This window comes from Streptosporangium sp. NPDC000563, assembly GCF_040299985.1.
Classification (GTDB): Bacteria; Actinomycetota; Actinomycetes; order Streptosporangiales; family Streptosporangiaceae; genus Streptosporangium.
In genome coordinates, this window is sequence record NZ_JBEPDA010000035.1 from 21,950 (window position 1) to 48,049 (window position 26,100).

Annotated in this window: 22 protein-coding genes; 13 read left to right on the plus strand and 9 right to left on the minus strand. The window is 70.6% G+C overall.

What is annotated here, in order from left to right; genetic code table 11:
• Window positions 1-133 precede the first annotated feature (133 nt).
• Window positions 134-538: a YciI family protein gene (locus ABT352_RS38180; protein WP_350949925.1), complete on the plus strand. Its 405-nt coding sequence runs from the start codon at window positions 134-136 to the stop codon at window positions 536-538.
• Entirely contained in the window at window positions 535-1,680 is a 1,146-nt protein-coding gene (locus ABT352_RS38185) for an RNA polymerase sigma factor (protein ID WP_350949926.1), read from the plus strand. Before ABT352_RS38180 ends, ABT352_RS38185 begins: the two co-directional genes overlap by 4 nt.
• 1,371 nt (window positions 1,681-3,051) lie before the next feature.
• On the opposite strand, the gene ABT352_RS38190 is transcribed toward ABT352_RS38185, so the two are convergent.
• Window positions 3,052-4,083 (minus strand): alpha/beta fold hydrolase, encoded by a 1,032-nt coding sequence (locus tag ABT352_RS38190; RefSeq protein ID WP_350949927.1) that lies wholly within the window; start codon window positions 4,081-4,083, stop codon window positions 3,052-3,054.
• A gap of 329 nt (window positions 4,084-4,412) precedes the next feature.
• Between ABT352_RS38190 and ABT352_RS38195 the strand changes: the two genes are divergently transcribed.
• The 5 genes from ABT352_RS38195 (at window position 4,413) to ABT352_RS38215 (ending at window position 12,247) form a co-directional block, all read left to right on the plus strand.
• Window positions 4,413-6,707, plus strand: a complete 2,295-nt coding sequence (locus ABT352_RS38195) for an ATP-binding protein (protein ID WP_350949928.1) — start codon at window positions 4,413-4,415, stop codon at window positions 6,705-6,707.
• A gap of 115 nt (window positions 6,708-6,822) precedes the next feature.
• Entirely contained in the window at window positions 6,823-7,503 is a 681-nt protein-coding gene (locus ABT352_RS38200; RefSeq protein WP_350949929.1) for an alpha/beta fold hydrolase, read from the plus strand.
• A gap of 313 nt (window positions 7,504-7,816) precedes the next feature.
• Window positions 7,817-10,585 (plus strand): helix-turn-helix transcriptional regulator, encoded by a 2,769-nt coding sequence (locus ABT352_RS38205; RefSeq protein WP_350949930.1) that lies wholly within the window; start codon window positions 7,817-7,819, stop codon window positions 10,583-10,585.
• A gap of 62 nt (window positions 10,586-10,647) precedes the next feature.
• Window positions 10,648-11,418, plus strand: a complete 771-nt coding sequence (locus tag ABT352_RS38210) for an alpha/beta fold hydrolase (protein ID WP_350949931.1) — start codon at window positions 10,648-10,650, stop codon at window positions 11,416-11,418.
• Between the two features lie 28 nt (window positions 11,419-11,446).
• Window positions 11,447-12,247 (plus strand): alpha/beta hydrolase, encoded by an 801-nt coding sequence (locus ABT352_RS38215; protein ID WP_350949932.1) that lies wholly within the window; start codon window positions 11,447-11,449, stop codon window positions 12,245-12,247.
• A 158-nt stretch (window positions 12,248-12,405) separates the two neighbouring features.
• Here ABT352_RS38215 and ABT352_RS38220 read toward each other — a convergent pair whose 3' ends face one another.
• The 6 genes from ABT352_RS38220 to ABT352_RS38245 all read right to left on the minus strand — a co-directional run bounded on the left by ABT352_RS38220 (window position 12,406) and on the right by ABT352_RS38245 (window position 17,758).
• Window positions 12,406-13,005 carry a sigma-70 family RNA polymerase sigma factor gene (locus ABT352_RS38220; RefSeq protein ID WP_350949933.1) on the minus strand — a complete coding sequence of 200 codons (600 nt, stop codon included), beginning with the start codon at window positions 13,003-13,005 and terminating at the stop codon, window positions 12,406-12,408.
• Window positions 13,006-13,345: 340 nt separating this feature from the next.
• A complete protein-coding gene (locus tag ABT352_RS38225; protein ID WP_350949934.1) occupies window positions 13,346-13,861 on the minus strand; it encodes an MFS transporter in 516 nt (171 codons plus the stop codon).
• Between the two features lie 58 nt (window positions 13,862-13,919).
• Complete coding sequence (locus ABT352_RS38230; protein ID WP_350949935.1) at window positions 13,920-14,573, minus strand: copper resistance CopC family protein; 654 nt, start codon at window positions 14,571-14,573, stop codon at window positions 13,920-13,922.
• Window positions 14,574-14,717: 144 nt separating this feature from the next.
• Window positions 14,718-15,275 (minus strand): hypothetical protein, encoded by a 558-nt coding sequence (locus ABT352_RS38235; RefSeq protein WP_350949936.1) that lies wholly within the window; start codon window positions 15,273-15,275, stop codon window positions 14,718-14,720.
• 252 nt (window positions 15,276-15,527) lie between these two features.
• Window positions 15,528-16,763 carry an epoxide hydrolase family protein gene (locus tag ABT352_RS38240; RefSeq protein WP_350949937.1) on the minus strand — a complete coding sequence of 412 codons (1,236 nt, stop codon included), beginning with the start codon at window positions 16,761-16,763 and terminating at the stop codon, window positions 15,528-15,530.
• Window positions 16,764-16,879: 116 nt separating this feature from the next.
• Window positions 16,880-17,758 carry an alpha/beta fold hydrolase gene (locus ABT352_RS38245; RefSeq protein WP_350949938.1) on the minus strand — a complete coding sequence of 293 codons (879 nt, stop codon included), beginning with the start codon at window positions 17,756-17,758 and terminating at the stop codon, window positions 16,880-16,882.
• 112 nt (window positions 17,759-17,870) lie between these two features.
• Here ABT352_RS38245 and ABT352_RS38250 point away from each other — a divergent pair, with 112 nt between their 5' ends.
• Window positions 17,871-19,808: an AfsR/SARP family transcriptional regulator gene (locus ABT352_RS38250; RefSeq protein WP_350949939.1), complete on the plus strand. Its 1,938-nt coding sequence runs from the start codon at window positions 17,871-17,873 to the stop codon at window positions 19,806-19,808.
• 111 nt (window positions 19,809-19,919) lie between these two features.
• Window positions 19,920-20,912 carry a MerR family transcriptional regulator gene (locus ABT352_RS38255; protein WP_350949940.1) on the plus strand — a complete coding sequence of 331 codons (993 nt, stop codon included), beginning with the start codon at window positions 19,920-19,922 and terminating at the stop codon, window positions 20,910-20,912.
• Between the two features lie 32 nt (window positions 20,913-20,944).
• Here the strand turns inward: ABT352_RS38255 and ABT352_RS38260 are convergent, their stop codons facing one another.
• Window positions 20,945-21,622 (minus strand): TetR/AcrR family transcriptional regulator, encoded by a 678-nt coding sequence (locus tag ABT352_RS38260; RefSeq protein WP_350949941.1) that lies wholly within the window; start codon window positions 21,620-21,622, stop codon window positions 20,945-20,947.
• Window positions 21,623-21,739: 117 nt separating this feature from the next.
• Between ABT352_RS38260 and ABT352_RS38265 the strand changes: the two genes are divergently transcribed.
• From ABT352_RS38265 to ABT352_RS38280, 4 genes are all read left to right on the plus strand, one after another.
• Window positions 21,740-22,687, plus strand: coding sequence for an NAD(P)-dependent alcohol dehydrogenase (locus ABT352_RS38265; protein WP_350949942.1), 948 nt, complete (start codon window positions 21,740-21,742; stop codon window positions 22,685-22,687).
• 169 nt (window positions 22,688-22,856) lie between these two features.
• Entirely contained in the window at window positions 22,857-23,060 is a 204-nt protein-coding gene (locus ABT352_RS38270) for a hypothetical protein (protein ID WP_350949943.1), read from the plus strand.
• A gap of 173 nt (window positions 23,061-23,233) precedes the next feature.
• Window positions 23,234-24,160: an RNA polymerase sigma factor SigJ gene (gene sigJ / locus ABT352_RS38275; RefSeq protein ID WP_350949944.1), complete on the plus strand. Its 927-nt coding sequence runs from the start codon at window positions 23,234-23,236 to the stop codon at window positions 24,158-24,160.
• Window positions 24,161-24,256: 96 nt separating this feature from the next.
• On the plus strand, window positions 24,257-24,604 hold the full coding sequence (locus ABT352_RS38280; protein WP_350949945.1) for a DoxX family protein: 348 nt from the start codon (window positions 24,257-24,259) through the stop codon (window positions 24,602-24,604).
• A 257-nt stretch (window positions 24,605-24,861) separates the two neighbouring features.
• Here the strand turns inward: ABT352_RS38280 and ABT352_RS38285 are convergent, their stop codons facing one another.
• Window positions 24,862-26,100, minus strand: a complete 1,239-nt coding sequence (locus ABT352_RS38285; RefSeq protein WP_350949946.1) for an iron-containing alcohol dehydrogenase — start codon at window positions 26,098-26,100, stop codon at window positions 24,862-24,864.

Sequence of the window (26,100 nt, forward strand, 5' to 3'; positions counted from 1 at the left end):
GACCCCGCAGCGGTACGCGGACTCCGTGAAGTCCGCCGGAAAATGTCGCGACGGGATGTCGAGAAGCCGCGCGCCGCTCCGTCCCCGTGGTGAACACCGCCACAATGGGCCGTACCTCACCAAGGAGAACACGATGGCCAAGTACCTGCTGCTCAAGCACTACCGGGGCGCGCCGGCATCGGTGAACGACGTGCCGATGGACCAGTGGGAGCCGGAGGAGATCTCGGCCCACATGCAGTACATGCGTGACTTCGCCGCCCGGCTTGAGAGCACCGGCGAGTTCGTCGACAGCCAGGCGCTCTCCCCGGAGGGCAGCTTTGTCCGCTACGACGGCGAAGGGCGTCCGCCGGTCACCGACGGCCCGTTCGCGGAGACCAAGGACCTGATCGCTGGCTGGATGGTGATCGACGTCGAGACCTACGAGCGGGCGCTTGAGCTGGCCGGTGAGTTGTCCGCGGCGCCGGGAGCGGGCGGGAAGCCGATCCACGAGTGGCTTGAGCTGCGACCGTTCTACGGGCAGCCCACGGTGGTCGAGTGAACGAGTCGCTGCTGCGGGAGCTGGTGCCCGCGGTGATCGGCGTTCTCGTCCGTCGTGGAGCCGACTTCGCGGCGGCCGAGGACGCCGTGCAGGACGCCCTGGTCGAGGCCGTACGTGTGTGGCCGGGCGATCCACCACGGGATCCCCGTGGGTGGCTGATCACCGTGGCGTGGCGGAAGTTCCTCGACGCCGCCCGCGCCGACGCCTCGCGGCGGCACCGCGAGGTGCGCGTCGAGACCGAGCCCGTACCCGGCCCGGGGAAGGCGGTGGACGACACACTCCGCCTGTACTTTCTGTGCGCGCACCCGTCCCTGACACCGGCCTCGGCCGTCGCGCTCACGCTGCGCGCGGTCGGCGGCCTCACGACGCGTCAGATCGCGCAGGCATACCTCGTGCCGGAGGCGACCATGGCCCAGCGGATCAGCAGGGCCAAGCGAACCGTCTCGGACGTCCGGTTCGACCGGCCTGGAGACGTCGCCACGGTTTTGCGCGTGCTCTACCTGGTCTTCAACGAGGGCTACTCCGGCGACATCGACCTCGCCGCCGAGGCGATCCGGCTCACTCGCCGGCTGGCCGCGGCGACCAGACACGAGGAGGTCGCGGGCCTGCTCGCGCTCATGCTGCTGCACCACGCCCGGCGACCGGCACGAACCGGCCCCGACGGCAGGCTCGTCCCTCTGGCCGAACAGGACCGCGGCCTGTGGGACACCCGCCTGATCGCCGAGGGCGTCGACGTGCTCCAGGCGGCCCTCGCCCGTGACCGGCTGGGCGAGTTCCAGGCCCAGGCCGCCATCGCCGCGCTGCACGCCGACGCCCGAACGGTCGAGGAGACCGACTGGGTGCAGATCGTCGAGTGGTACGACGAACTGGTGCGCCTCACCGGCAATCCGGTGGCCCGCCTCAACCGGGCCGTCGCGGTCGGCGAGGCCGACGGCCCGCGGGCCGGTCTGGCCGCCCTCGCGGAACTCGACCCCTCCCTGCCCCGCCACACCGCCGCCGCGGCGTACCTGCGCGAACGTGACGGCGACCCGGTGAACGCGGCGCGTCTCTACGCCGAAGCCGCCCGATCGGCACCCAACCTCTCCGAACGCGACCACCTCACGCGACAGGCCGCACGGCTCAACGCGCGACTGCGCGGTTGAGCCGCGGACACCGGGCGTTCACCCAAGACCGCTGTCGTCGCCGACGCGGGTGTGGCGCGGCCGGTGTGCGGGCAGATGTCGCCGGCGTCTGGGCGGCGGGCGGGGACGGGGCGGCGTTCGGACAGGAACACCGGCCCGTGCGTGCGCGTGCTGCCGTCCGGGAGCATGAGGAGCCGGGCACGCACCACTCGAAGGTCCTTCACTACCGCCAGCACCGACTCCGGCCTCCTCGCCTTCACCGTTGGAGCAAGACGAACGACGAGAACGGTAGACCTTCAGAATCTCTGAAATCTCAGCAACTCTCGAAGAAGAAGCCGGAGTGCCAGCCAATAAGCCCAGTTCCTGGGTTTACGCAGGCCAAAACGAGCCCAACGAACTCAAGGGTTATTTCTTAGACCACTCGATTCTTTCGGCCAGCGGCTTTACGGATTCCTGTGGTCGAGGTTCCATAACGATGGAGGACTCTCAGTGCTGTCCGCGCGACCGGAAGGATCGAAGATGTCTTGGTTTCGCCGCAAGTCTCCGGCGGAGAGGCGTGCGATTAAGGAGTGGAAGGAAGGGGATTCGAGGAAATTCACTCACGCTGGTCAAGCCGTAGTTCTCGCTGTCGCTCTGCTCGCCGGCCCGGTCGTTGCGATGCCGGCAGCGAACGCCGTCACTGCCCAGGTCACCACAAACCTGGCAGCCCGTCACAGCAATAAGTGTCTGACCGTGACGGGCCGCTACACCGGTGACAGCAACAACAAGGATGGGGACCCCCTCATCCAGTGGACCTGCACCTCCGGGGCACAGAACCAGGAGTGGCGATTCTCCTAAGTATTCTCCTGAGTAAGGAATAACCCCACAGTTCCCTGAGCCTTCCATCTTCGCCATAGCTTCAGGACCTGGGCATTCTCCGTACAGGGCACGTCGCTCTGGCGGTTGAAGGGATTTCGGGATCGGTGAAGCTTCTTCCTCAACGCCCTTGGGTTCCGGCGAACCCAAGGGCGCACAACCTCCCAGACCACCCCAAGCGCCTGGGCTCGACCCTTGGGTTCGCGGGAACTCTGGGGTTTCCATGCCTCCCGGGAGGATCGGTACAGATCTTGGCGGTAGAGCTGAGGGCGGAGACGTTTCTCCAGCTCACGGCCATCAATTCCGGGCTGGCCATACCGGGCAGAATGGTTATGTACCCGCTTTTCCGCAGTTAGCGGCCTCTACCGCTAATTTCTGTACTCAGACTCCCCGAAGGCCGACATGGCGGATCTCCTTGGTCAGAGGTGAAGGTGTCAGGCGAGGCGCTGAGGCAGCGGGAGGCTAAGGAGTTCTGCGTGTCGCCGGTATGGGGTGGGTGCCTCTTGTTCATGCGGTTGCTCCTGTTTCGGCGTCGGGTCAGTTCTTGAGGAAGCGCAGAAGTGTGCGGGTGAGCTGTTCGGGGTGTTCTTCGAAGATCCAGTGACCGGAGTCTTCGATGACGACCCCGGTCACGCGGTCGGCGTATCGGCGGACCTGGGCGGGGACGAAGTCACCGAGGCTGCCGCGGGCGCCGATGGCGAGCACGGGCATGGTGAGCTTCTTCGCGCCGTACGCGCGGTTGTCGGTGACGTCCTGTGGCAGGGCACGAAACCATTCGAAACTCGCCCGCAGGTGCGCGTCGTCGCGCAGCCAGCGCGCGTACTCGCGGACCTGCTTGTCGCTGACGCCGTTCTTCCTGACTTCGAGGGAGTCGACGAAACGCTCCACCCACTGCTCCTCCCTGCCGTTCACCATGCGCTCGGGCAGGCCGTTGGTGAGGCTGAAGTAGCCGAAGTTCCAGAAGCCCGGCCCCTTCGCGGTGAGGGCGGGGAAGGTGTAGAGGAACTTGTCGGGGATGGGGGCCTCGCTGAGGACCAGCTTGGTGACGTCGCGGCGGTGGGCGGCGGCGTAGGCGTAGGCGACCATCGTGCCGATGTCGTGGCCCACGAGCCTGATGTCCCGCTTGAGGCCGAGTTCGGTCAACAAGCCGTGCAGGTCGGCGGCGAGGGTCTTCTTGTCGTAGCCGTCGGCGGGTGCGTCGCTCTGGCCCGCTCCGCGTAGATCCGGAGCGATGACGGTGTAGTGCTTGGCGAGCTCGGGCAGGACTTCGCGCCAGGTGTACCAGGTCTGCGGATATCCGTGCAGCAGCACCAGCGTCGGCCCGCGTCCACCGCGCACGTAGTTGATCGAGATGTCGCCGACCCGAACTCTCCGCTCGCGGAAACCCGCCGGAACGCGTGGCTCATCGCCGCTCTTCGAGGGCGTCTCGGCGGCGATGGCCGTGATGGGCGCCGGCGTGGCCAGGGCGGAGGCGGCAGGGGTGAGGGAGGCGAGCAGGCCGATCACCGCGATCGGGATGACGGCGCGGCCGCGGATCTTCGGGGCAGGAGCGGATTGGATCGTTTTCACAGGACGTTTCCCTTTCCGAGGCGGGTGAGGGTCGTAGGCTGCTGAACGTGCCGACCGTGCGGTCCGGCTCTCCGGTCTCTCCACGGTGGACCGGGACGTCGCGCACGGTTCGCCGAGAGCCTCGGCGTCGCCGCTCAAGGAGCGATGGAGCACTGGGTGTTCATGGGGCAAACCGTAGAAACCGGCTCGCCGGCCGCGCGAGCGTCACCTGACTGCGTCACCGAGCGCCACGTGACTGCGGGTCTTGTTCCAGGCCGAAGGCGCACGAAGCGGCGTCTCACCCTCGATCATGCGGTGACCTGTGGCTGTCACCGGTCTTCCCATAGGCTTTGGGGCATCTCCACCAGGTCGCGGAGAAGGAGCACCCGATCACCACACCCAGCTTCGCGGAGGTGCTGCGTCGTCATCGGCACGCGGTACGTCTGACACTGGAGCAGCTCGCCGAGGCCTCCGGGGTCAGCGCCCGGACGTTGTCGGACATGGAACGCGGACGCAGCAAGGGTTCCCAGCATCGGACCGTCACCGCGCTGGCCGACGCTCTCGGCCTGGACGACGCCGACCGCGACCAGCTCGTCGAGCTGGCGCGTGAGGGCCGCCTGCGTGATCGCTGGGCCCGGCCGACCGGGTTGTGCGAGCTGCCGCGCTCCGTCGGCGACTTCACCGGTCGAGCCGCGGGACTGGCCTGGACGAGCGAACTCCTACGCGCCGGGGACGCGCCGGGCGCGGCGGGGGTCGGGCTCATCACCGGTTCCGCCGGGCTGGGCAAGACCACGTTGGCCGTCCGCGCCGGGCACGTCCTGCGGCCGGATTTCCCCCGCGGGGTGTTCTTCCTCGACCTGTTCGGTATGTCTCCGCAGCCCTTACCCGTCGACGATGCCTTGGGCATGCTCCTTCGCGCACTCGGCATCGCGGATCAGCAGATCCCGGGCGACGTCGCCGAGCGTGCGTCCCTGTACCGCTCCCTGCTGCGCGACCGGCGCGCGCTGATCGTGCTCGACAACGCCGCCTCCGAGGAGCAGGTCCGGCCGCTGCTGCCGGGCGGTGGTGCGGGAAAGGCCCTGGTGACCAGCCGTCGCCTGCTGGCCGGTCTGGAAGGAGTGCGCAGACTCGCCCTCGGGCCCTTGCCCCCGCTGGAAGCCACCATGCTGCTGACCGGAATCCTGAAAGATCGCGGCGCCCCGGACGAAGAATCGGCCGTCGGGCGGCTCGCGCAGTTGTGCGGTGGTCTGCCGCTCGCGCTGCGGATCGCCGGAAATCGGCTGGTCAGCCGGCCAGGCTGGAACGCCGCCGATCTCGCCGCCCGGCTGACGAACGAGGAGCGCCGCCTGGACCAGCTCAGCGCCGGCGACCTCAAGATCGCCACCGCGTTCGGGTTGTCCTACGAGCAGCTGGCCATCTCGACGCGACGCCTCTTCCGCCGCCTCGCCCTGGTTCCTGGCCGTGACTTCGACGCCGCTCTGGCCGCCGTGGCGGGCGGCACATCGATCGAGGAGGCATGGAACGCCCTCGACGAACTCGTCGACCTCGGCCTGCTGCAGGACAACACGTCGGGACGCTACCGCTTCCACGACCTGGTCCGGCTGTTCGCCCGCGACCGGCTTCGCAAGGAGGAGACCACGGCCGAGTGTGACGCGCTCACCGTGACGCTGACGTCGTGGCTGCTGTCGACGGCCACGACCGCCGGGCGGTGGTTCGAGCCCGGATACGGCGATCCCGGCCAAGCCGCCCCCGACGCCGCCGAGCTGTCCTCCGCGGAGAAGGCCGACCACTGGCTGCGCGTGAACGCGGACAACTGGCTGGGCGCGTTACGTCACGCGACGAGCATCGGCCGGTTCGACGTCGTCCTCGACTGCGCCGAGTCGATGGACTGGTTCTCCGACCGGTGGATGCACGCGCCGCTCTGGTACGAGGTGTTCACCCTCGGTGCCGAGGCCGCCGCCGCCCTGGGCGACCCTGCCAGGCAGGCGGTGCAGCTGAACATGCTGGCCTGGGCTCATCTGCTGTCGCGAGACGACCCGGAGGCCACACTGCGCTACACGGCCCAGGCGATGGACCTGGCGACCCGCAGCGGTGCCTCGATCCAGATCGCCTTGGCCCACCACCATGCGGGGGGCGCGCTTCGGCGGCTCGGGCGCCTCGACGAGGCCATCGCGTCGGAAACCCGGGCGGCGGAGTTACACAGGTCCAACGGCGACATGGACCGGTACTGCCACTCTCTCGGCGCCATCGGCACCTGCCTGCGCGACGCCGGGCACCACGCCGAGGCACTGGAGCGCTACCTCGGCCTGCTGGCTCTGCTGAACGACGACCGCTCGGGGGTGACGCCGAGCGTCGTGGCGATCATCCGGCCGATCGCGCTGGCCCGCGTCGGCGACTGTCTGGGACTGCTCGGCCGCCGGGCCGAGGCGATCCTCAAGCTCACCGAGGCGATCAGCCTCATGGAGCAGGGGCAGTTGCCTGTCCCGCAGGCCCGCTCCCTGGAGACACTGGCGGCCCTGCTGGCCGAGGAGGACCGGATCGGGGAGAGCCGCCGTGCCTACGCGCGGGCGGCCGAGGTGTACCAGGCCGTCGGCGACGCCGAGGCGAGCGGCCGCTGCCGGAGCCTGGCGACCGCCGCGCCCTGACGGTTTCCGCGCCACTTCTGCGTCCTGTTCTGCGTGGCCTGACCACGCGCGCGCGACTTGGATGGAGAGCGTCAGGGACAGGCGCCGGGCCTGTCCGTCCAGGTCAGGAGCGACCATGACCGCTGTCGGGAACATCGTGCTCGTGCACGGGGGCTTCGTGGACGGATCCGGCTGGCGGGGCGTCCACGACGAGCTGACCAGGGATGGACTCCGCGTCCACGTCGTGCAGAACCCGACGCTGTCGCTGGAGGACGACGCCGCGGTGACCCGCCGGGTGTTGGACGGCCTCGATGGTCCAGCCGTCCTGGTCGGCCACTCCTACGGCGGGGTCGTCATCAGCGAGGCCGGCACCCACCCCAACGTCACGTCGCTGGTGTACGTCGCCGCGTTCGCCCCCGACAGGGGTGAGTCGGTCGGCACCCTCATCGCCGCCGCACCCCCTGGCGCGCCGGCGCCGCCCATCCTGCCCGCGGTGGAGGGCTTTCTCCTCCTCGACCGTGACAGGTTCGCCGCCGCGTTCGCCGCCGACCTGCCCGGCCGGGTGGCCGCGTTCATGGCGGACTCCCAGGTCCCGTGGGGCGTGGACGCTTTCGGCGGGCCGGTCACCGAACCGGCCTGGCGGCACAGGCCCAGCTGGTACCTCATCGCGACCGAGGACCGGATGATCCCGCCGCCGGCTCAGCACAGGATGGCCGAGCGTGCCGGGGCGAAGGTCGTCGAGGTCATCGGCAGCCATGCCGTCCACGTCTCCCAGCCCGCCGTGGTCGCCGACCTCATCCGTGAGGCCGCCGCCTGACGACGTCCGCCCTCGCGCGGGAGGCCAGGCCATGTTCTTCCCGCCGGCCTGGGAGCCCTCGCCGCAGCACAGATCGCGGCCGCCGCATGCGAGCCGCCCAGAACACGGACACCCGCAGCACTGAACGCATCAGTGAAAGGCCGGAATCCTCATGACCCGCGTTTCCGAAGAAAGCGCGATATCCGACCGCAGGAACGCCGCCCCGGCGGATTTCGCCGCTGCGCAAGACCGGCCCGGTCAGAAGCGACCTGTCAACGGGCCTGACAGTGGGCTCGCTGGACGGGACCTCTGGCGCAGGCAATCATGGCCATATATGCCAGCGAACCCGCCAGGAAGATCACTTTTCGGGCGAGAGTCCGAACAGCGGCGTCTCCGCGAGTTCGTGGACGGCGTCCACACCAGCGGCGGGGCGTTGCTGGTGCGTGGCGAGGCGGGGATCGGAAAGTCGGCCCTGTTGCTGGACACGGCGGAGATCGCGGCCGCGCGTGGCATGCGCGTCCTGCGGACGGCCGGTGTGGAATCAGAGACACACATGCCCTTCGCCGGCCTGCATCAGGTCCTGCTTCCGCTTCGTGCCGAGATCGGAAAACTGCCCGCTCCGCAGCGCGACGCGCTGGGAGCGGCGTTCGGCTTGACCGACGCCCGGGTGCCGGACCCGTTCCTCATCGCCCTGGCTGCGCTGAATCTCCTGGGCGAGGCCGCCGTCCGCTCGCCCGTCCTGTTCCTCGTCGAGGACGCTCACTGGCTGGACCGTGCCAGCGCCGACGTGCTCGCGTTCGTCGCGCGGCGGCTGGACTCCGAACCGATCGTGCTGTTGGCCGCGATACGCGACGGTTTCCAGAGTCCTCTCGACAGGGTGGGGCTGCAGGAGTTGCTCCTCGATCGGCTCGACGACACCGCCGCGACCGCCCTGCTGGACGCCCACAGCCCCGCCCTGGCGCCGACGGTGCGCGCACGGTTGCTGCGGGAGGCGGCGGGAAATCCGTTGGCCCTCGTCGAACTGCCGATCGCCTCGGACACGCGGGACGGGAAGGGGCCCCTGCCGCCGGGATGGCTCCCGCTGACCACCCGGCTGGAGCAGGCTTTCACCGCCCGCATGTCGGGATTGTCGCCGACCCTTCGGACCTTGCTGCTGGTGGCCGCGCTCAACGACAGCACCGCTCTTTCCGAGACCCTCGACGCCACTGCGCTGATCACCGCTGTAGCGGTCACGGCAGACGATCTGGCTCCCGCTGTCAGCGTACGGCTGATCGACGTGCACGAAGCCGGGGTGTCCTTCCGGCACCCGCTCATGCGCTCGGCGATCTACCAGGGGGCGAGCATCTCCCAGAGGCACGCGGTGCACGCCGCCCTGGCCGACGTCCTCATCGGCCGGCCCGACCGTCGCCTCTGGCACCGCGCGGCATCCACCCCCAGACCGGATGAGAGCATCGCCGCCGAGCTGGAGACCGCGGCCAAAGGCGTGCGACGCCGAGGCGACCTGTTGTCGGCCGTCGCGGCGCTGGAGCACGCGGTCAGGCTCAGCGAGAATCCCGCTCACCGGTGTGAACGGCTTGTGCGGGCCGCCGAGTACGCGGCTGAGATGGGACGGCGCGACATCGTCGTGCGGCTGCTGGGCGAAGGCGAGCGGCTGCGGCCTTCGGCCCGGCAGCGGGCCCGTATCGTGTGGATCCGTGAGAACTTCGAGGACGGCATCCGTGACGACAGCGAGGCAGCGCACTCACTGGCCGACCTCGCCGAGAGCATGGCGGCGCAGGGAGACGTCGATCTCGCGCTGAAACTCCTGTCCAGTGCGGCCTTGCGATGTTTCTGGGCTCATGCCGACGAGGAGTCACGGCAACGCGTCGTCACCGTGGCCGAGGGCCTGCCCGTCGACGATATGGACGGGCGGTTGCTGACGGTCTTGGCGTTCGCGGCTCCCATCGAGCGTGGCAAGGTCGTGATCGAGCGATTACGCCACCTGGCCGCCCACCCGGCCGACGGCAGGCCGGTGGCAGGACTGCTCGGCAGTTCGGCGTTGATGGTGGGGGCATTCGACCTGTCAGAGAAGTTTTGCGCCGCGTCGCTACCGGCCCTGCGCGCACAGGGCCGGCTCAGCCTCCTGGCACGAGACCTCGGGGCACAGGCATGGAGCGCGGCCCGGCTGGCCGATCTGAGCGTGGCCATTCCCGCTGCCGAGGAGGCCGCCCGTCTGGCGCACGAGACATCCCAGCCGCTGATGCACGCCATCGCTCAGGCCTCGGGCGCGGTGCTCGCCGCGCTACGCGGCGAACAGGATCGGGTGGAGAGCCTCGCGGCGGCGGCCGAGCAGGTGGCCCTGCCCATCGGAGCCCGCCCCGTACTGGCCACGGTACAGCTCGCGCGCGGGCTCGCCGCGCTGGGCGAAGGACGTTACGCCGACGCCTTCGACCAGCTGCGAAGAATGCACGACCCCGCCGATCCGGCCTTCCACCTGGCGCTACGCTGCTTTTCCATCGCCGAACTCGCAGACGCCGCGGCGCACAGCGGCCAGAACCACGCGGTCGCCGGCATCCTCCGGGAAATGGAGACGGTGGCGCTCACCACACCGTCGCCGTCCCTGCACGCCGACCTGCGCCACGCGCGGGCCGTGCTGGCCGACGAGGCGGTGGCAGGACCCTTCTTCGATGCCGCGCTCGGCGCCGACCTGCGGCGATGGCCCTTCGTGCGGGCCCGGGTGCAGCTGGCGTACGGGGAATGGCTGCGGCGTCGGCGGCGTACGGCCGAGTCGCGGGCGCCCTTGCGGATGGCTCGCGAGACGTTCGACGCCTTGGGAGTGATCCCCTGGAGCGAACGAGCGCGCCAGGAGCTGAGGGCCTCGGGCGAGAGCAGCCACAGTCGCAGCAGCGAAGCGCGCGACGTGCTGACCCCGCAGGAACTCCAGATCGCCCAGATGGCGGCCGACGGCCTGACGAACCGGGAGATCGGCGAGAAGCTCTACCTGTCTCACCGAACCGTCAGCTCCCACCTCTACAGGATCTTCCCCAAGCTGGGGGTCACCTCACGATCGGCTCTGAGCACAGCGCTACGTGTATCGGCCCCACCTCACCGCCTGCTCGGGTGACGCTCGGTGACACAGTCATGTGACGCTCGCGAGGCGCGCACGGGACTTCCTACGGTGAGGCCATGACAGCAGAGAGATCCTTCAAGAACGGCAGCACGCCGACCGTCGTCCTGGTCCACGGCGCCTTCGCGGACGGGTCGAGCTGGTCGGGCGTGATCGCCGAACTTCAGGATTCCGGGATACCCGTGACCGCGGTGGCCAACCCGCTGCGCGGCCTGGCCACCGACGCCGCCTACCTCACCGGCGTCGTCGCCGCGATCGACGGTCCGGTCCTGCTGGTGGGCCACTCCTACGGCGGTGCGGTCATCACCTGGGCCGGAACACGACCGGGCAACGTGGTCGGGCTGGTCTACGTGACCGCCTTCGCGCTGGAGGCGGGGGAGAGCCTGCTGGACGTCACGGGCCACTTCCCCGGCAGCCTGCTGGGCCCGGCGCTGCGGCCGGCCGTCTTGCGCGCAGCCGACGGGGAGGAGACCGTGGAGTTGTTCCTCAAGGACGAGCGGTTTCCCGCGGTGTTCGCCGCCGACCTGCCCGGGCCCTTCACCTCGGTGGCGGCCGCCGCGCAACGCCCCATCGCGGCTACGGCGTTCGAGGACAGCTCTCCCGACGCGAGCTGGAAGATTCTCCCGTCCTGGTACGTCGTGGCGACCGCCGATCAGGCGATCCATCCCGCCGCCCAGCGTTTCATGGCCCGGCGCGCCGGGGCCGACACCATCGAGGTCGACGCGTCACACGCGATCGCGCTGTCGCGACCGGCAGCCGTGGCCGACCACATCCGCACCGCCGCGACCACGACCACGACCGGGGCGGTCAAGCACACCCATCCGGCATAACAGCCCTGTTCCCAAGGAGCCACACCCCATGACCGCACCGACCGTTCCCGTCATCTTCATCCACGGCCTCTGGCTGCACGCCACCTCCTGGTCCTCCTGGATCGAGCTGTTCACGACCGTCGGCTACGACGCGACGGCCCCTGGCTGGCCGGGCGACGGCGAAAGCGTCGAACTGTCCCGCAAGAACCCCGAGAGCATCGCCGACCATGGCATCGACGACGTCGTCGCCCACTACACAGAGATCATCAACGCTCTGGGCGTCAAGCCGATCCTGATCGGCCACTCCTTCGGCGGCATGATCGCCGAGAAGCTGCTCGGGCAGAACCTGGCCAGAGCCGCGATCGCGATCGACGCCGCGCAGATCAAGGGGGTGCTGCCGCTGCCGCTGTCGGCGCTGCGCTCGACCCTGCCGGTGTTCAAGAACCCGGCCAACAAGCACCGGGCGGTCTCCCTCACCCTCGACCAGTTCACCTACGCGTTCGGCAACGCCATCCCGCCTCAGGAAGCCGCCGAACTGTACGAACGCTGGACCATCCCCGCCCCGGGCAAACCGCTGTTCGAGGCCGCCGCCGCCAACTTCTCCCCTCATTCGCCCGCCAAGGTCGACACCGGCAACAACTCCCGGGGACCGCTGCTCCTGATCGCCGGTGGCAAGGACCACACCGTCCCCGAGACCGTCACCAAAGCGACCCTCAAGCAGTACCGGGACTCCACCGCGATCACCGACTTCCAGGATTTCCCCGACCGCGGCCACTCCCTGACCATCGACCACGGCTGGCGTGAGGTGGCCGACGCCTGTCTGGCCTGGCTCACCGCGAACAACCTCTAGACGAGCCGAAAACGATCCGCGGCGCTGCCTTCGTCACCCATCAACGTCGAGGTCGACCTGGCCACCGCCGCGGGCCCGGCCCGCCTCGTCGCCGCCGCGCCGGCGCAGCTGAACCTTCACACCCTCCTGCCGGCCTTCGAAGCTCTGTGAAGCGGGACTCAGGCGGCTCGGTCGGCGGCTTCCAAGGACTCGATGAGCTGGGTTCGGGCTCGCGCCACCCGGGAGCGCACCGTGCCGATCGGGCAGCCGATCAGCAGGGCGGCCTCGGCGTAGGGCACGCCGACGACCTGGGTGAGCACGAACGCCTCCCGCCGCTCGCGGGGCACCTTGGCCAGCAGGTCGGCCAGAGCCACCTGATCCTCGCAGCCTGGTAGCCCGACGGGTTGACGGCGTTCGGCGACGCCCTGCCAGTCGACGAGATCGGCGACTACGGGGCGGCGGGACGCGGACCGGAACCGGTCGACGACGACCCGCCGGGCGATGGACAGCAACCAGGTCCTGGCCGAGGAGCGGCCCGCGAAGTGGGGCAGGCTGCGCAGGACGCGTACGAACGTCTCCTGGGTCAGGTCTTCGGCCGGCGCGCTCCCGGCCAGATGGGCGACGAACCTGCGGACCTCGGTGTAGACCGCGCGGGTGAAGGCCTCGACGTCCGCGGGCGCTCCCGAGCGCGCGGTCAGCGCGAGCAGCGTCAAATCGTCATCGGGACACGTGGTGACGTCGTGGTCGGCAGTGGGTTGATCGCACGTGGCGGAAATCATGGTGATCGTTCCTCGGGTCACGGTGCAGAACGGATACACGGGTCGAAGGCGCGGCCCCGGAGGGGCCGGCCACGACAGGGATCGGGAAGAGGGCGGCCGGACAGCGCGAATGCCGAGGCGGAACGCGGAAGCGGGATCGGGGCGCGTGGCCGGACCGATCGGGTTTCGTGTTCGCGGCGAGAAGGGGGATGGGCATGGGCCTGCTCCGGCCTGCGGTGAGGGGTACGGCCTGTGAATTCGGGCACGACGGCGGCCGAACGGACACGGGTCCGCCCGGGAGGGCATCGTGAGGAGACGGAACCGCCTTCGAACGAAGGTCGGTCCGTGATGGGGGAGCGGTTCAGCTACGGATCGACAGCGGCGGGGCGCGTCCGCTGAGCGCGTACCGCAACAGCGCCGAGCGCAGCAGCGGCGGTGCGGGGGAGGCGGTGAGCCAGGGGCGGGCGGGTTCTGCAGTCCGGTCGCACCGGACTGTCAGCAACCGTAAAACCCGGACGGCGAGGCGGCGCAGCACCGCCCAGAGCGCGGCCTCGCCGCGCGCCAGCCACCAAGCGGCCAGCGCTGCGGCCCAGGCGTGTGTCGCCACCATGCCCAGGCCGGGCACCAGCCCAGAACCGGAATGCGCGTGTCCGCCGGTCTCGGCCAGTGGCGTGATGAGGTGAACGGCGGAGAAGAGCAGGTGCAGCGCCACCTGCGTGGCCGCCAGCAGCGGCCAGATCACCGCCAGGCCGCGCTCGGTGCCGGTCGCGGGCAGCGCCGTCAGGAACGCCAGCGCCAGAGCTCCCGCCGCCGCCGGCGCGGAGACGACGCCGCCGCCCACGATATGGGCGAGCGCGCCCAGCCCCAGGCACACCACGGCGAAGACCGCGGCGCGGGCTAGGCGGAGCGTCGGGTGCGCGGGCGTGCTCAGTGGATCACTCCGCGCCGCCGCCGGGACGGCCCCGGCGCGAGATCAGCGACCAGGTGCCCGCGCCGATCAGTGTGAGCGCGACCAGCGCGATCCAGGTCCAGCCCGGCAGTCCCTCGGAAGCCTGCCGGTCGTCGGCCGCGGAAACGGGGGCGTCGGCCACGGCGGAGGTAGGAGATGTCGGGGCGGGCGAGGAGGGCTGCGCGTCCGCCGAAGGAACGGCGGAGGTGTCCGACTCCGACATCGGCGTGCGGGAGGGGATGGCAGACGGGGTTGCCGGGGCGGTCACGGTGAAGGGGATCTCCCCTTCGATCGGGTGACCGTCGGAGGAGACCACCCGCCAGGCGATCACATATCTGCCTGCGGGCAGCGGCTCGGGAACGTCGGAGGTGACCGTGTCGCCCGCGCCCTTCGCCTTGCCGATGTCGATGACCACATCGCCCGCCGTGCGCAACGCGACCGTGGGGAAGCGCATCCGGGAGCTGAACTCCAACTTGATCCGCTCGACCGCCGAGACCTTGGCACCCTTGGCCGGGGAGCTGCTCTTGAGGCGGTCGTGGGCGAGTGCGGCGGGGGCGAATGGGGTGCTGAGCAGGACGAACAGGGCGCAGCACAGTGTGGTGACAACGGTCGTGCGGACGGATCGCGGCAGGGATGCCATGGTGGGCTCCGAAAAAGGACCTTTCGTCGCGCCCTCGATACGGGCCGACGAGAACGGAAGAGACGCCTCCGGCGAAACACAAGAGAGGAGGACATCATGGTCACGGGGGCACGCCGCCCGCCGGACCCTTTCTTCCGAGGTCCCTCAGCCGGCGTGTCGCGGCACGGGCGGACCGCGCCGCCGCAGCACCGGTGAGATCTCCCAGCCGCCGTACGGCCGAACCTCCGCGGCCGGGACGGCCCGCCACACCGGTGCCGCCACCTCGACGGGGACGGCGAACAGCAGCCGGATCAGCGGCCTGGGCCCGCCGTACAGGCGGATCATCAGCCACAGCGCGCTCTCACCCCGGTGCAGCCACCAGCCGGTGCCCAGCGCCACCACCAGATGGACCACCGTCATGCCCAGCCCGGAATGGCCGTGCTCGGCGGGCGACATCACGTGCGAGGCGGGCGCGGCACGGCCGAACAGCTCGTGCAGCAGGATCTGCGCGCCGATGGTCGCGCCGAGCACGACCTCCACCCCGCGTTCACGCCCGTTCAGCGCGTACGCCACGCAAAAAGCGATCAACGCGCCGAGAACGGCCAGGTGCGGGGGGATCAGGCCACCCCCGGCCAGGGCGTGGCCGCCCGCGGAGACCACGAGGCACATCGTCGCGAAGACGACGGCTCGCGGCACGCGCAGCGCCGACGCCGGAGGGGTCACGAACGACATCCTGTCAGGCGGGTAGCCCGCCGAGAAGACCGGGACCGTGGATCATGTCATCGGCCGTCGCTGCCTGGGGCGCACACCTCATGTCCGGAGATACGCGGATGGGCGGTCCGGCGGTTCACCCGTAGGCATGTCCGGCGCTCCGCGCCGGACATGCCTACGAAGCCGACGCCGGTCGAGGCGGGAGCGGCTCCCGTGGACTGTGCCGGCCGGCGGCCCGTCGCCACAGGAGCCCGCGAAGGTCGTTCAGGGTCTGCGGCCGTGGAAGGTGCGGCGCAGGTCGTTCACCCAGGCGTCGGGGTTCTCCCAGGGGATGAAGTGGCCGCCTTGGTCGTGGGCGTTGACGTTGACGTGGTTGAACCAGTCGCCCTGCGGGCCGCTCTTGAACGCCTGGACGCGCTCGGCGGCGGTGTGGATGCCGGGAGGGTTCTCGTACGTGACGAAGGTGAGGCCGACCGGGGCCTGCACGACCGGGGTGCGGTCGTGGGCGGGGGCCCAGGGGTAGCGGTTGGCGTTGGCGTAGTAGCGCATCGACGTGGCGATGGAGTTGTTCACCCAGTAGATCGTGGCGTGGGTGAGCAGGTCGTCCCTGGTGAAGACGGTTTCGACGTCGCCGCCGTTGTCGCTCCAGGCGTTCCAGCGCTCCAGCAGCCAGGCGAGCAGTCCGGCGGGGGAGTCGCTCAGCCCGTGGGCCAGGGTGGCGCCGTCGAGCATGTGCACGGCGAGGTGGGACGCCCAGCGATGGTCCAGCTCGATGATGCGGGCGCGGATGTCCGCGGGCTGGTCGTCGGTGAGAGGCTGGTTCCGGGCGAAGTTCCAGGCCCGGGGGCCGGTGAAGAAGCCGAGCGGCAGCCCGGAGCCGATGTGGATGCCGTACAGCTCGTCGGCGTACTTGTGGCCGAGCTGGCTGGTGACGATTCCGCCGATGTCGCAGCCTCCGGCGGCGTACTTCTCATACCCCAGGGTCTCGGTCATCAGGGTGTGCCAGAGGTCGGAGACCTTCCAGAAGTTGACGTCGGGAAAGCCGGTGAGCGGGCCGGGGAAACCGAAGCCGGGCAGAGACGGCACGATGACGTCGAAGGCGTCGGCGGGGTCACCGCCGAACGCGGCCGGGTCGGCGAGCGGATCGATCACCTTCGACCAGTGCCAGAACGTCCACGGCCAGCCGTGGGTGAGGATCAGCGGGATCGGACGGGGGCCGCGGCCGGCCTTGCGCATGAAGTGCACCGGGACACCGTCGACGCTCACTTGGTAGTGGTCGTGGACGTTGATGGCGGCCTCGGCCTTGCGCCAGTCGTAGCCGTCCCGCCAGTAGGCGACCAAGTCACGGAGATAGCCGTCGGGGACGCCGTAGGACCAGTCCTCGTTCCCCTCGTCCAGCGGCGGACGGGTCAATGCGAGACGGGCGCGCAGGTCATCGAGGGCCTCGTCGGACACGTGGATCGCAACGGGCTTCAGCGGGAAGACGTCCTGGGTGCTCATCGCGTGGTTCCTTCCTCTGACATCAACCATTTGGGACATTGAATCGGTCACGGGGCGGTCGCCGCTCAGGCACCCCGATCGGATCCACCCGTGCGGACGAGCCGAGAACAGGAGGGTCAGCGGGCCAGCAGGCCCCGGATCACCGCCGCGATCTCGTCGGGTGCCTCTTCGGCCATGAAGTGCCCCGCCCGGGTCAGCCGGTGGTCCAGGTCCGGCGCCCATGCCTTCCACACGCCGGCGGCGTCGTAGCCCAGCCGCGCACCCCAGTCCTGCTGGACGACCGTCACGGGCATGGCCAGCTGCGACCCGGCGTCCAGGTCCGCCTGGTCGTGCAGGACGTCGATGCCCGCCGAGGCCCGGTAGTCCGCGACGATCGACGGCACCGCCGCGGCGCTCGCCCGCAGGTATTCGGCACGCACATCCTCCGGCATGGCGGCCGGGTCGTTGGCCCAGGCGTCGAGGAAGGAACCGAAGAACGCGTCCGCGCTGCCTGCGATCATCGTCTCCGGCAGGCCCGGCGGCTGCGCCATCAGGAAAAGGTGGTAGCCGACCGCCGCCGAGACGCCGTGCAGGACGTTCCACATGTCGAGCGTCGGCACGATGTCGAGGATGCCCAGGTGCGTGATGGTCTCAGGATGGTCCAACCCCGTCCGGAAGGCGACCAGGGCGCCCCGGTCGTGGCCGACGAGGGCGAAACGCTCGTGCCCGAGCGCCGCCGCCAGGGTCACGACGTCGGCGGCCATGGCGCGCTTGGCGTACACGTCGGGGTCGGTGGCCGCCGGCTTGTCGCTGGCGCCGTAGCCTCGAAGGTCAGGACAGATCACCGTGTGCTCGTCGGCGAGTCGCTCGGCGACGTGTCGCCACATCAGGTGGGTCTGAGGGAAACCGTGCAACAGCACGACCGGGCTGCCGCTGCCGCCGACAGCGGTGGCCAGCTCAACGCCGTCCGCGCCGGGCAGGCGAATGTGATCGAAGCCGGGAATGGTGAGCGTCATGAGGGGCCGTCCTTTTCTGGTGGGGAACTGACCCGATCAGCCTGGGCGACGGCGATCAGCAGCCGATCAGTGCGGTTGGGCGCGGCCGACCCCCGGCAGGAAGGATGGGGGCATGCGAATCGACGTGCTCGGCGCCGTGCGGGCGCTCCGCGACGACGGCAGCCCGGCCGACCTGGGCGGGCCTCGCCATCGTGAGGTGCTCGCCAGGCTCGTCGCCGCCGAGGGGCGGATGGTGACCACCGACACCCTCGTCGACGATCTGTGGACCGATCCACCGGCCCGCGCCGTGGGCGCTTTGCGGACGTTCGTCGCCGCGTTGCGCCGCGCCCTCGAACCCGACCGGCCGCCGCGCAGCCCGCCGCGCGTGATCGTCACCGAAGGTCCCGGCTACGCGCTGCGCCTGTCACGCGAGGAGGTGGACGTCCACCGGTTCCAGGACGCCCTGGCCCGCGCCCGCCGCACCCCCGACGCGGTGGCCGACCTCGACGCGGCGCTCGCGGCCTGGCGCGGACCCGCCTACGCCGATGTGCCCGGCTCCCCATGGGTGCGGCGCGAGCGGACCCGGCTGGAGGAACTGAGGTTGGAGGGGGTGGAACTGCGCGCCCGCATCCTCCTCGACTCCGGGGAAGGGGCCGATCTCGTCGCCGAACTGGGTGCTCACGTCGCCGAACATCCGTGGCGCGAGCCGGCCTGGGGGCTCCTCGCCCGCGCGCTGTACCGCGCGGGCCGCCAGGCCGACGCGCTGGCCGCACTCCGCCGCGCCCGCACGATGCTCGTCGACCAACTCGGACTGGACCCCGGTGCCGATCTTCAGCGCCTGGAGACGGACATCCTCCGCGGATCCGCGCTCCTCGAAGGCGCGCGCACCGCGTGGACCGGTCCCGGTGCCCGGCTCGGCCCGCGCACCACCGTGAATCTGGCCCGCACCCTCGCACTGGCGGGTGGCGACGCCCTCATCCACTCGCGGCGCGACCGCCTCGCCGCCATCCAGGCGGCGGAACGCACGGGAGACCTCTTTCTGACCGCCCGGATCATCGGCGCCTACGACGTGCCCGCCATCTGGAGCCGGGCCGACGACCCCGAACAGTCCCGCGCCGTCGTCACGGCCGCCGAGCGCACCCTCACCGCACTCGGCCCCGACGGTCCCCCCGACCTGTCGGGCCGCCTGCTGGCCACGATCGCCGTCGAGAGCCGCAGCGCCGATCTGTCCGGGGCCGAGCTGAGACGCGCGCACCAGGCGGCGCTGCGGGCCGAGGCGCTGGCACGGGACCTGGCCGATCCGGCCCTGCTGGCGTTCGCGCTCAACGGGGTCTTCCTGCAGTCCTTCACCCGCCCCGGACTCGCGACGGTACGAGACGGGATCGGCGCCGAGATCCTCGACCTGGCCACCCGGCACGAGCTGCCGGACTTCGCCGTACTCGGCCGGCTCATCCGCCTGCAATCCGCCTCGGCCCTCGGTGATCTCGACGCCGCGACCGCCCACGCCGAGGCCGCCGAACAGCTCGCCGCCACCACGGAGGCGCCCCTCGTCGCCGTCCTCACCCGGTGGTTCAGTGCCCGGGCCACGGCCGCCCGCAGCACCGAACCCGGTGGGCCGAGCGCCGCCACGGCCGCAGCGCACTACCGCGCCTGCGAGGACGCCCTCCTTGCGGCCGGAATGCCGGGGCTGCACCGCGGCCTGTTCCCGCTCGCCCTGCTGGGGCTGCGCCTGCTGCACGACCGGCCCGCGCCCGTTGACCCGCACCTCGACTGGGGTCCGTACCGGCCCTGGGCACGCCCCCTCGTGCTGCTCGCCCAGGACCGGGGCGAGCAGGCCCGTACCGCCCTCGCCGCGGTGCCCGAACCGCCGCGTGACCACATGCAGGAGGCCATGTGGTGCCTGACCGCCCGCGCCGCCGTACACCTCGGCGAGCGCGAAATCGCCGCGCACGCCGCGGCGGCCCTGAGCGGTGCCCGCGCGGAACAGGCCGGCGCCGCCAGCGGGATGCTGACCCTGGGCCCGGTGTCGCGGTATCTGGCCGAGGCGAAGGCATGCGCCGAAGCGAGGTAGGCGAAGACGATCCGCCTATGACCCCGGTTCAGCAGGGATCTTCGACTCGGTTCAGGAACGCGGCATCGGGAGCTTGCATCTCAAGCCGCTTGAGGTCGCATAGTGGGCGTCGTGGACACGAACGAGCTGTATGCCATCGGGGATGTCGCCCGGCGGACCGGCCTGAGCGTCAGCGCCGTCCGGTACTACGCGGACGCCGGTGTCGTCACGCCGACCGCTGGCACGTCGGCCGGCCACCGCCTGTACGACGTGTCGGCCATCGCCCGGCTGGAACTGGTCCGGACGCTACGGGAACTCGACGCCGGCCTGGACGAGATCCGGCGGGTGCTGGCCGGCGAGGCGACGCTGCGCGAGCTGGCCGCCACCCACCTGGCCCTGCTGGCACGGCAGGAGGCACGGCTGCGCAGCCGTCGCGCGGTGTTGTCGACCATCCTGCGACAGGACTCCACGGCCGAGCAGGTCACGCTGATGCACAAGCTCGTCGGCATGCCGGACGAGGAGCGCGACCGGCTGATCGACGAGTTCTGGACGGAGGTCTCCACCGGCTGGGAGCCGCCGGAGCGGATGGTCGAGTGGTGGCGGGCGGTCCGGCCTGAGCTGCCAGAACATCCCAGCGCGGCCCAGCTGGAGGCGTGGATCGAGCTGGCCGAGATGGTCCGGGACGCCGAGGCCCGGAAGGCCGTGCGCCGTGAGCTGCACGAGGTGTGCACCACCGGGGCCGGACCGCTGATGACCTCGTCGCCGATGCTGGACAGCCTGGAGGCGGCCACGCCGATCGGCCAGGCGGCGATGGACGCGGCGCGGGAGCGGGTGCCGCCGGACTCGCCGCGAGGGCTGGAGATCGCCGATCGATGGATCGGGTGGCTGACCGGCATTTTCGCGACACCGGACAGCCCCGGGATGCCGGACACGCCCGAGTTCCGGATCCAGACGGCCGACCACATGCTGGTGGCCGCGGAGTGGGACCGCACGCCACCGGAGCCGGAGGGGCCGCTCGACCGGTACATGGCGCTGGTCACCGCCGTGAACAACGCGCCAACGGAGCGGTTCCCGTACGAATGGCTCGCCGCGGCACTGCGCGCGTCCGCCCCACCGGCTCGCTGATCACTTCGCCCCGAAGCCGCAGGCGCCTCGCGTCAGTTCTTGGAGGGCCGCTGTCTCCGGGAGCCGTCGGCCGCGAGCGGGAGACCGCGCAGCGACAGGGCACTCGGCGGAGGCAGGGCCCCGTGAGCCGCCTCGGCACGGAACGACTGGAGCAGGTACGCCACCAGGCGCCGAGACGCGGCACCGTCACGCGGCAGCGCGGTGACCAGCCCGCAATGGGACAGCAGGGCCACGGCGAGGTCGGAGGGGTGGAAGTCGGCCCGCAGCGCGCCCGCTGCCTGGGCTCTGCGGACCAGGGTCATCAGGTCCCGCTCGGCCCGTTCCCGGGCCTGCGCGTGTTCCACCGTGCTGTCCGGGAAGGCCGCGACGAACGCGGCCGAGAACCCCTGTTCCTCCCGCTGAAGCTCGCAGGCCGTCTCGACCAGCCGCTGGAAGCCCCGCCAGGGGTCGGGGTCGGCCAGCGCCTCGGTGAGCGCTCGGGCGCAGGTCTCCATCTGCTGCGCGAACGCGGCCCGCACCAGGTCGTCCCGGGTCGGAAAACGCCGGTACAGCGTCGCGACGCCGACCCCGGCCCGTCGCGCCACGGCCGCCATGGGCGCGTCGATCCCGTGCTCGGCGAAGACCGCACGGGCGGCGACGAGGATGCGTCCCCGGTTGCGCCGGGCGTCGGCCCGCAGCCCCGGGCCCCCGATCCGAGAGGATTCCTCCACCACTGTCTCTCACCTCCGGCCTAAACGGACGGTGTCGTCCGGTTAAGAGCCTACGCTCGGGGCCAGCCCCCCGCACGGCCGCTGGTGACGAAGGTGAGAACAATGGACGACCGCACGATGAGAGCAGTGCTTTTCGACCGCTTCGGCGGCCCCGAGGTGTTGTACGTGGGCCGGGTACCACGCCCCGAACCGGCACCCGGCGAGGTACTCGTGCGGGTGCGCGCGTTCAGCGTCAACGGCGGCGAACTGGCGGCCCGTTCCGGCCGCCTCCGTCTCTTCACCGGACAGAAGTTCCCGCAACGCGTCGGGCTGGACTTCACCGGCGAGGTCGCCGCGCTCGGCGCCGACGCCACGGGCGTCGCGGTCGGCGACCGGGTGTGGGGCGTCGTGGGCCGTACCGGATTCGGCAGCGCCGCCGAGTACGTGGCGGTCCGGGCCGAGCGGCTCGGCCGGGTCCCGGACGGACTGGATCTGGTGGCAGCCGCCGCGCTGCCGGTCGCGACCACGGCCATCACGGCGCTGCGCGACAAGGCGAGGCTGCGCCCCGGCGAACGACTGCTCGTACGGGGGGCAGCAGGTGGCGTCGGCAACGCCGCCGTCCAGCTCGGACGGGCATACGGTGCCGAAGTCACGGCCCTGGCCCGCGCCGCCAACCTCGACTTCGTCCGCACGCTCGGCGCCCACCACGCCATCGACCACCGGACCGTCCCGCCGGGGGAACTGGGCCTGTTCGACGTGGTCCTCGACACCGCGGGCACCGACCTGCGGTCCTTCCGGCGCCTGCTGACGCCCGGCGGACGCATGGTCGCCATCTCCTTCGACCTGACACGGCTCGCCGCCTCACTCGGCTACATCGCCGCCAGCGCCGTACACGGACGCGGCCGGGTGCGCTTCTTCAGCGGCAACCCCACGCGGGCGCTCTTCGACGACCTCGCCCGCCAGGCGGCGGACGGGGGACTGCGCCCCGCGGTGGACAGGTGCTTCCCGCTGGAGGAGACGGCGGCGGCACACCGGGCGCTGGAGGCGGGCGGGGTACGGGGCAAGTACGTGGTCAGGATCGACTGATCGTCACGATCGCAGAGGCTCCTCAGCCTTTCCGGGACGGGTTTCATCCTCCGGCTCGGTGAACCGCACGACTCGCTCCACGCATCCCCGATCGCTGCGGCAGGGCGAGCGGCACCCGTCGTGGCCTCCAGGCGACCGGGCGCGTAAGGGGGCTGAGAGTCTGGTGCGCGTGACAGTTGATGCGGTTGAGGAGTTCGAGCAGCATCGTTCGAAGCTGTTCGGGTTGGCCTATCGGATGCCGGGTTCGGCTGAGGAGGCCGAGGACGTGACCGTGTGGGTGGACGGTGGCGGCAGGGTCGGCGCCGCTCGGCGGCCCATCTCCGGTGTCTCCAAGGTGGCGCTACCTGGTGGGGTCGTTGAACATCGCCGGTGAGGGGGGGCGGCTGTCGGCTACGGAGGTGAACGGCGCACCGGGACTGCTGGCCCGGGCCGGTGGGAAGCTGGTCGGCGTGCTGGTGCCGGAGACGTCGAACGGCCGGATCAGCGGGATTCGCATCATCGCCAACCCCGACAAGCTGCGGTCGTCACATTTCGAAGGTTCAGGTGGTGCCGATCGATCGGACGGCGTACCCGAGGTTCACGCGAGCCGTATCGGAGCGGGTCAAGATGTTTCCCCTGGCAATCGAGCAGACATTCGCCGAGCACCGCGGTCTGCTGCACGCCGTGGCCTACCGGGTGCTCGGCAGCGTCGCCGAAGCCGAAGATGTGGTGCAGGACGCGTGGTTACGCTGGAGTCGCGTCGATGTGGCGACCGTCGCGGACGCCGAAGGCTATCTGGTCAGGGTGGCCACCCGGCTGGCGATCGACCGGCTGCGCAGTGCACGCGTGCGGCGGGAGTCCTATGTGGGATCGTGGCTGCCCGAGCCGCTTCTGACCGATCCGGATGCCGCGCAGAACGTGCTGCTCAAAGAGTCGGTGTCGACCGCGATGCTGCTGGTGCTCGAGATGCTCTCCCCGGTGGAACGCGCGGTGTTCGTGCTCAGCGAGGCCTTCGGGTACGGCCACCACGAGATAGCGCACCTCATCGGGCGCAAACACGCGACAGTGCGCCAGATAGCGCTCCGCGCCAGGAAGGCGGTGGAGACGCGGCACCGACGCTATGACACCGATCAAGCGACCAGGCGGCAGGCCAGCGAGCGGTTTCTGGCGGCCTGCCTTGGCGGCGACCTGAATGCCCTGATGGAGGTATTGGCGCCGGATGTGACCATGGTGAGCGACGGTGGCGGATTCACCGGCGCCCCTCGCAGGGCCATCCACGGCCGCGAGCGTGTGGCCCGCGCCGCCGTCGTCCTGTCGGCACGTCGGCCGTACGACTCGCTGGCGCAGATCTTCCAGGTCAACGACGGCCCGGGAATCATCATCCACTCGGGGCGCACACCGGTGCTGGCGGCCACCTTCCACCTGACGAAGGGGAAAATCGAGGTGATCCACGTGGTCAGCAACCCGGAGAAGCTGACCGGCGTCGCGCTGTAACGCAGATCACACGGCGACGCGTCACTCCTCGGGCCGCCGTCTCGTCCGTGAGGCGATCAACCAGCCGATCGTTGTCACGGAAGAGGGAACAGCTTGATGTTCGCGGTCTATCTCACGGTCACACTTCTCGCTGCGGCGCTCTACGGTATGGCAGCCATCGCCAACCTCATCGGCCATGACTACCCCAAGAGCCAGGCGGACATGTTGGGCGTTCCCCGGTCCTGGATGCGCCTGTTGGGGGTGCTGCTGGCCGCCGGGGCGCTGGGGCTGCTGGCCGGAATCGCCGTGCCGATCCTGGGCACGCTCGCCGCCGGCGGGCTCGTGCTGTACTTCCTCGGCGCATTCGCGGCACACCTACGGGCCAACGACCACCACTTCGCCCCCTGGAGCCTCTTCTTCTGCATGGCGGTGGCCGCCCTGGCCGTCAACCTGACGTGCCGCTGATTCATCACTTGGGCGAAGACATCGCCTCGACGCGGACGTCATGAGCGGCACCGACGGCATCCACCCGCGGACCCGGCAGATCACCGCCCCGGACGCACCGAAGGCCCGGTACCCGGGCATCGCGGGGCGGCGACGAACGGCCTGGTGGGCGCGCAGCCGTGCGCCAGGCCGGGGAACGGGCGGCTCCCATTACGGCGTAGCCGACAATTCCGATACCCAGGGTGGGGCAGGGAACTCGTCGTCAGGTGAAAGGCCCGTCACCGTCTCTGCTCCGGAGTCAGGACGCGTCGGGTCCGGTCCCCGGTCCAGGCCGCTTCGAGGATCGCGGTCAGGCTGGCGGTGTCGGTCGGGCCCGGATGGTTCTGGATCAAGCGGGTGACGCCACTGGCCATCTCCGCGAAGCGCGGGAGGTCGGCGCGTGCCACGCCGATGTCCGCCAAGGTGGCAGGGATGCCGATGTCGGCAAGGAGCCCGTCGAGCCAGGTGAGGAACGTATCCGCGGCCTCGGCATCGGAGGCGTCGGTCACGTCGAGCCCGCACGCCCCGGCGAGGACGGCCAACCGGTCGCCGATGGCATCCTTGGCCGCGTCCAGCGCGTAGGGCAGCAGCAGCCCGACGCCCAGGCCGTGCGGTGTGTGGGTGGCTGCGCCGATGGGGTACTGGAGGGCGTGCGGAGCCCCGTTGCCCGCGTGGGAGAACGCGAGCCCGGCCAGCATGGACCCATAGGACATGTCCGCGCGCGCGTCCTTGTCGCCTCCGTCCCTGACGGCACGGGGCAAGCTGCGGGCGATCCGCTCCGCGGCCAGGAGCGCGTAGTGATCGGTGATCGGGTTGCGGCCGAGGAAGACCTGCTCCACCGGGTCGCGAGGTGCGTGGGCCCGGGGACGCGCGGTGTAGCTCTCCACCGCGTGGCAAAACGCGTCGATGCCGGAGTGGGCGGTGACGGTCGCGGGGCAGGTGTAGGTGAGCTCGGGGTCGACGATGGCGAAGTCGGGCACGATGTGGACACTGGAGACCCCCACCTTCAGCTCGCGGTCCGGGTCGGTCAGCACCGAGACGGGCGTGAGCTCGGAGCCGGTGCCTGACGTCGTCGGGACCGCGACGAGAGGAATCGTCGGCCCCGGCACCCTCGACTCGCCGTAGAAGTCGCGCGGCGTCCCACCGTGGCGCCGGATGACGCCGACGATTTTGGCGAGGTCGATCACCGTGCCGCCCCCGATGGCGAGGATCACGTCGGCGTCCACCTCTGCGGCGACCGAGACGGCCAGGGCGACATCGGTGAGTGGCACGTCCGGAGTCGCGTCGGCGAACACCCCGACGACTTCGACCTTCTCCCGCACTGCGGCCACGATCTCGGCCACGCCCGGCTGCCCCAGAAGAACCCGGTCGGTCACGATGAGGAGTCGCGAGCCGCACTCGGCCACCACTCGCGGGATGTTCTGCGCGACCCCTTCGCCCACTATCAGCTGGCGTGGTCCGCGGACGGTCTCAAGCAT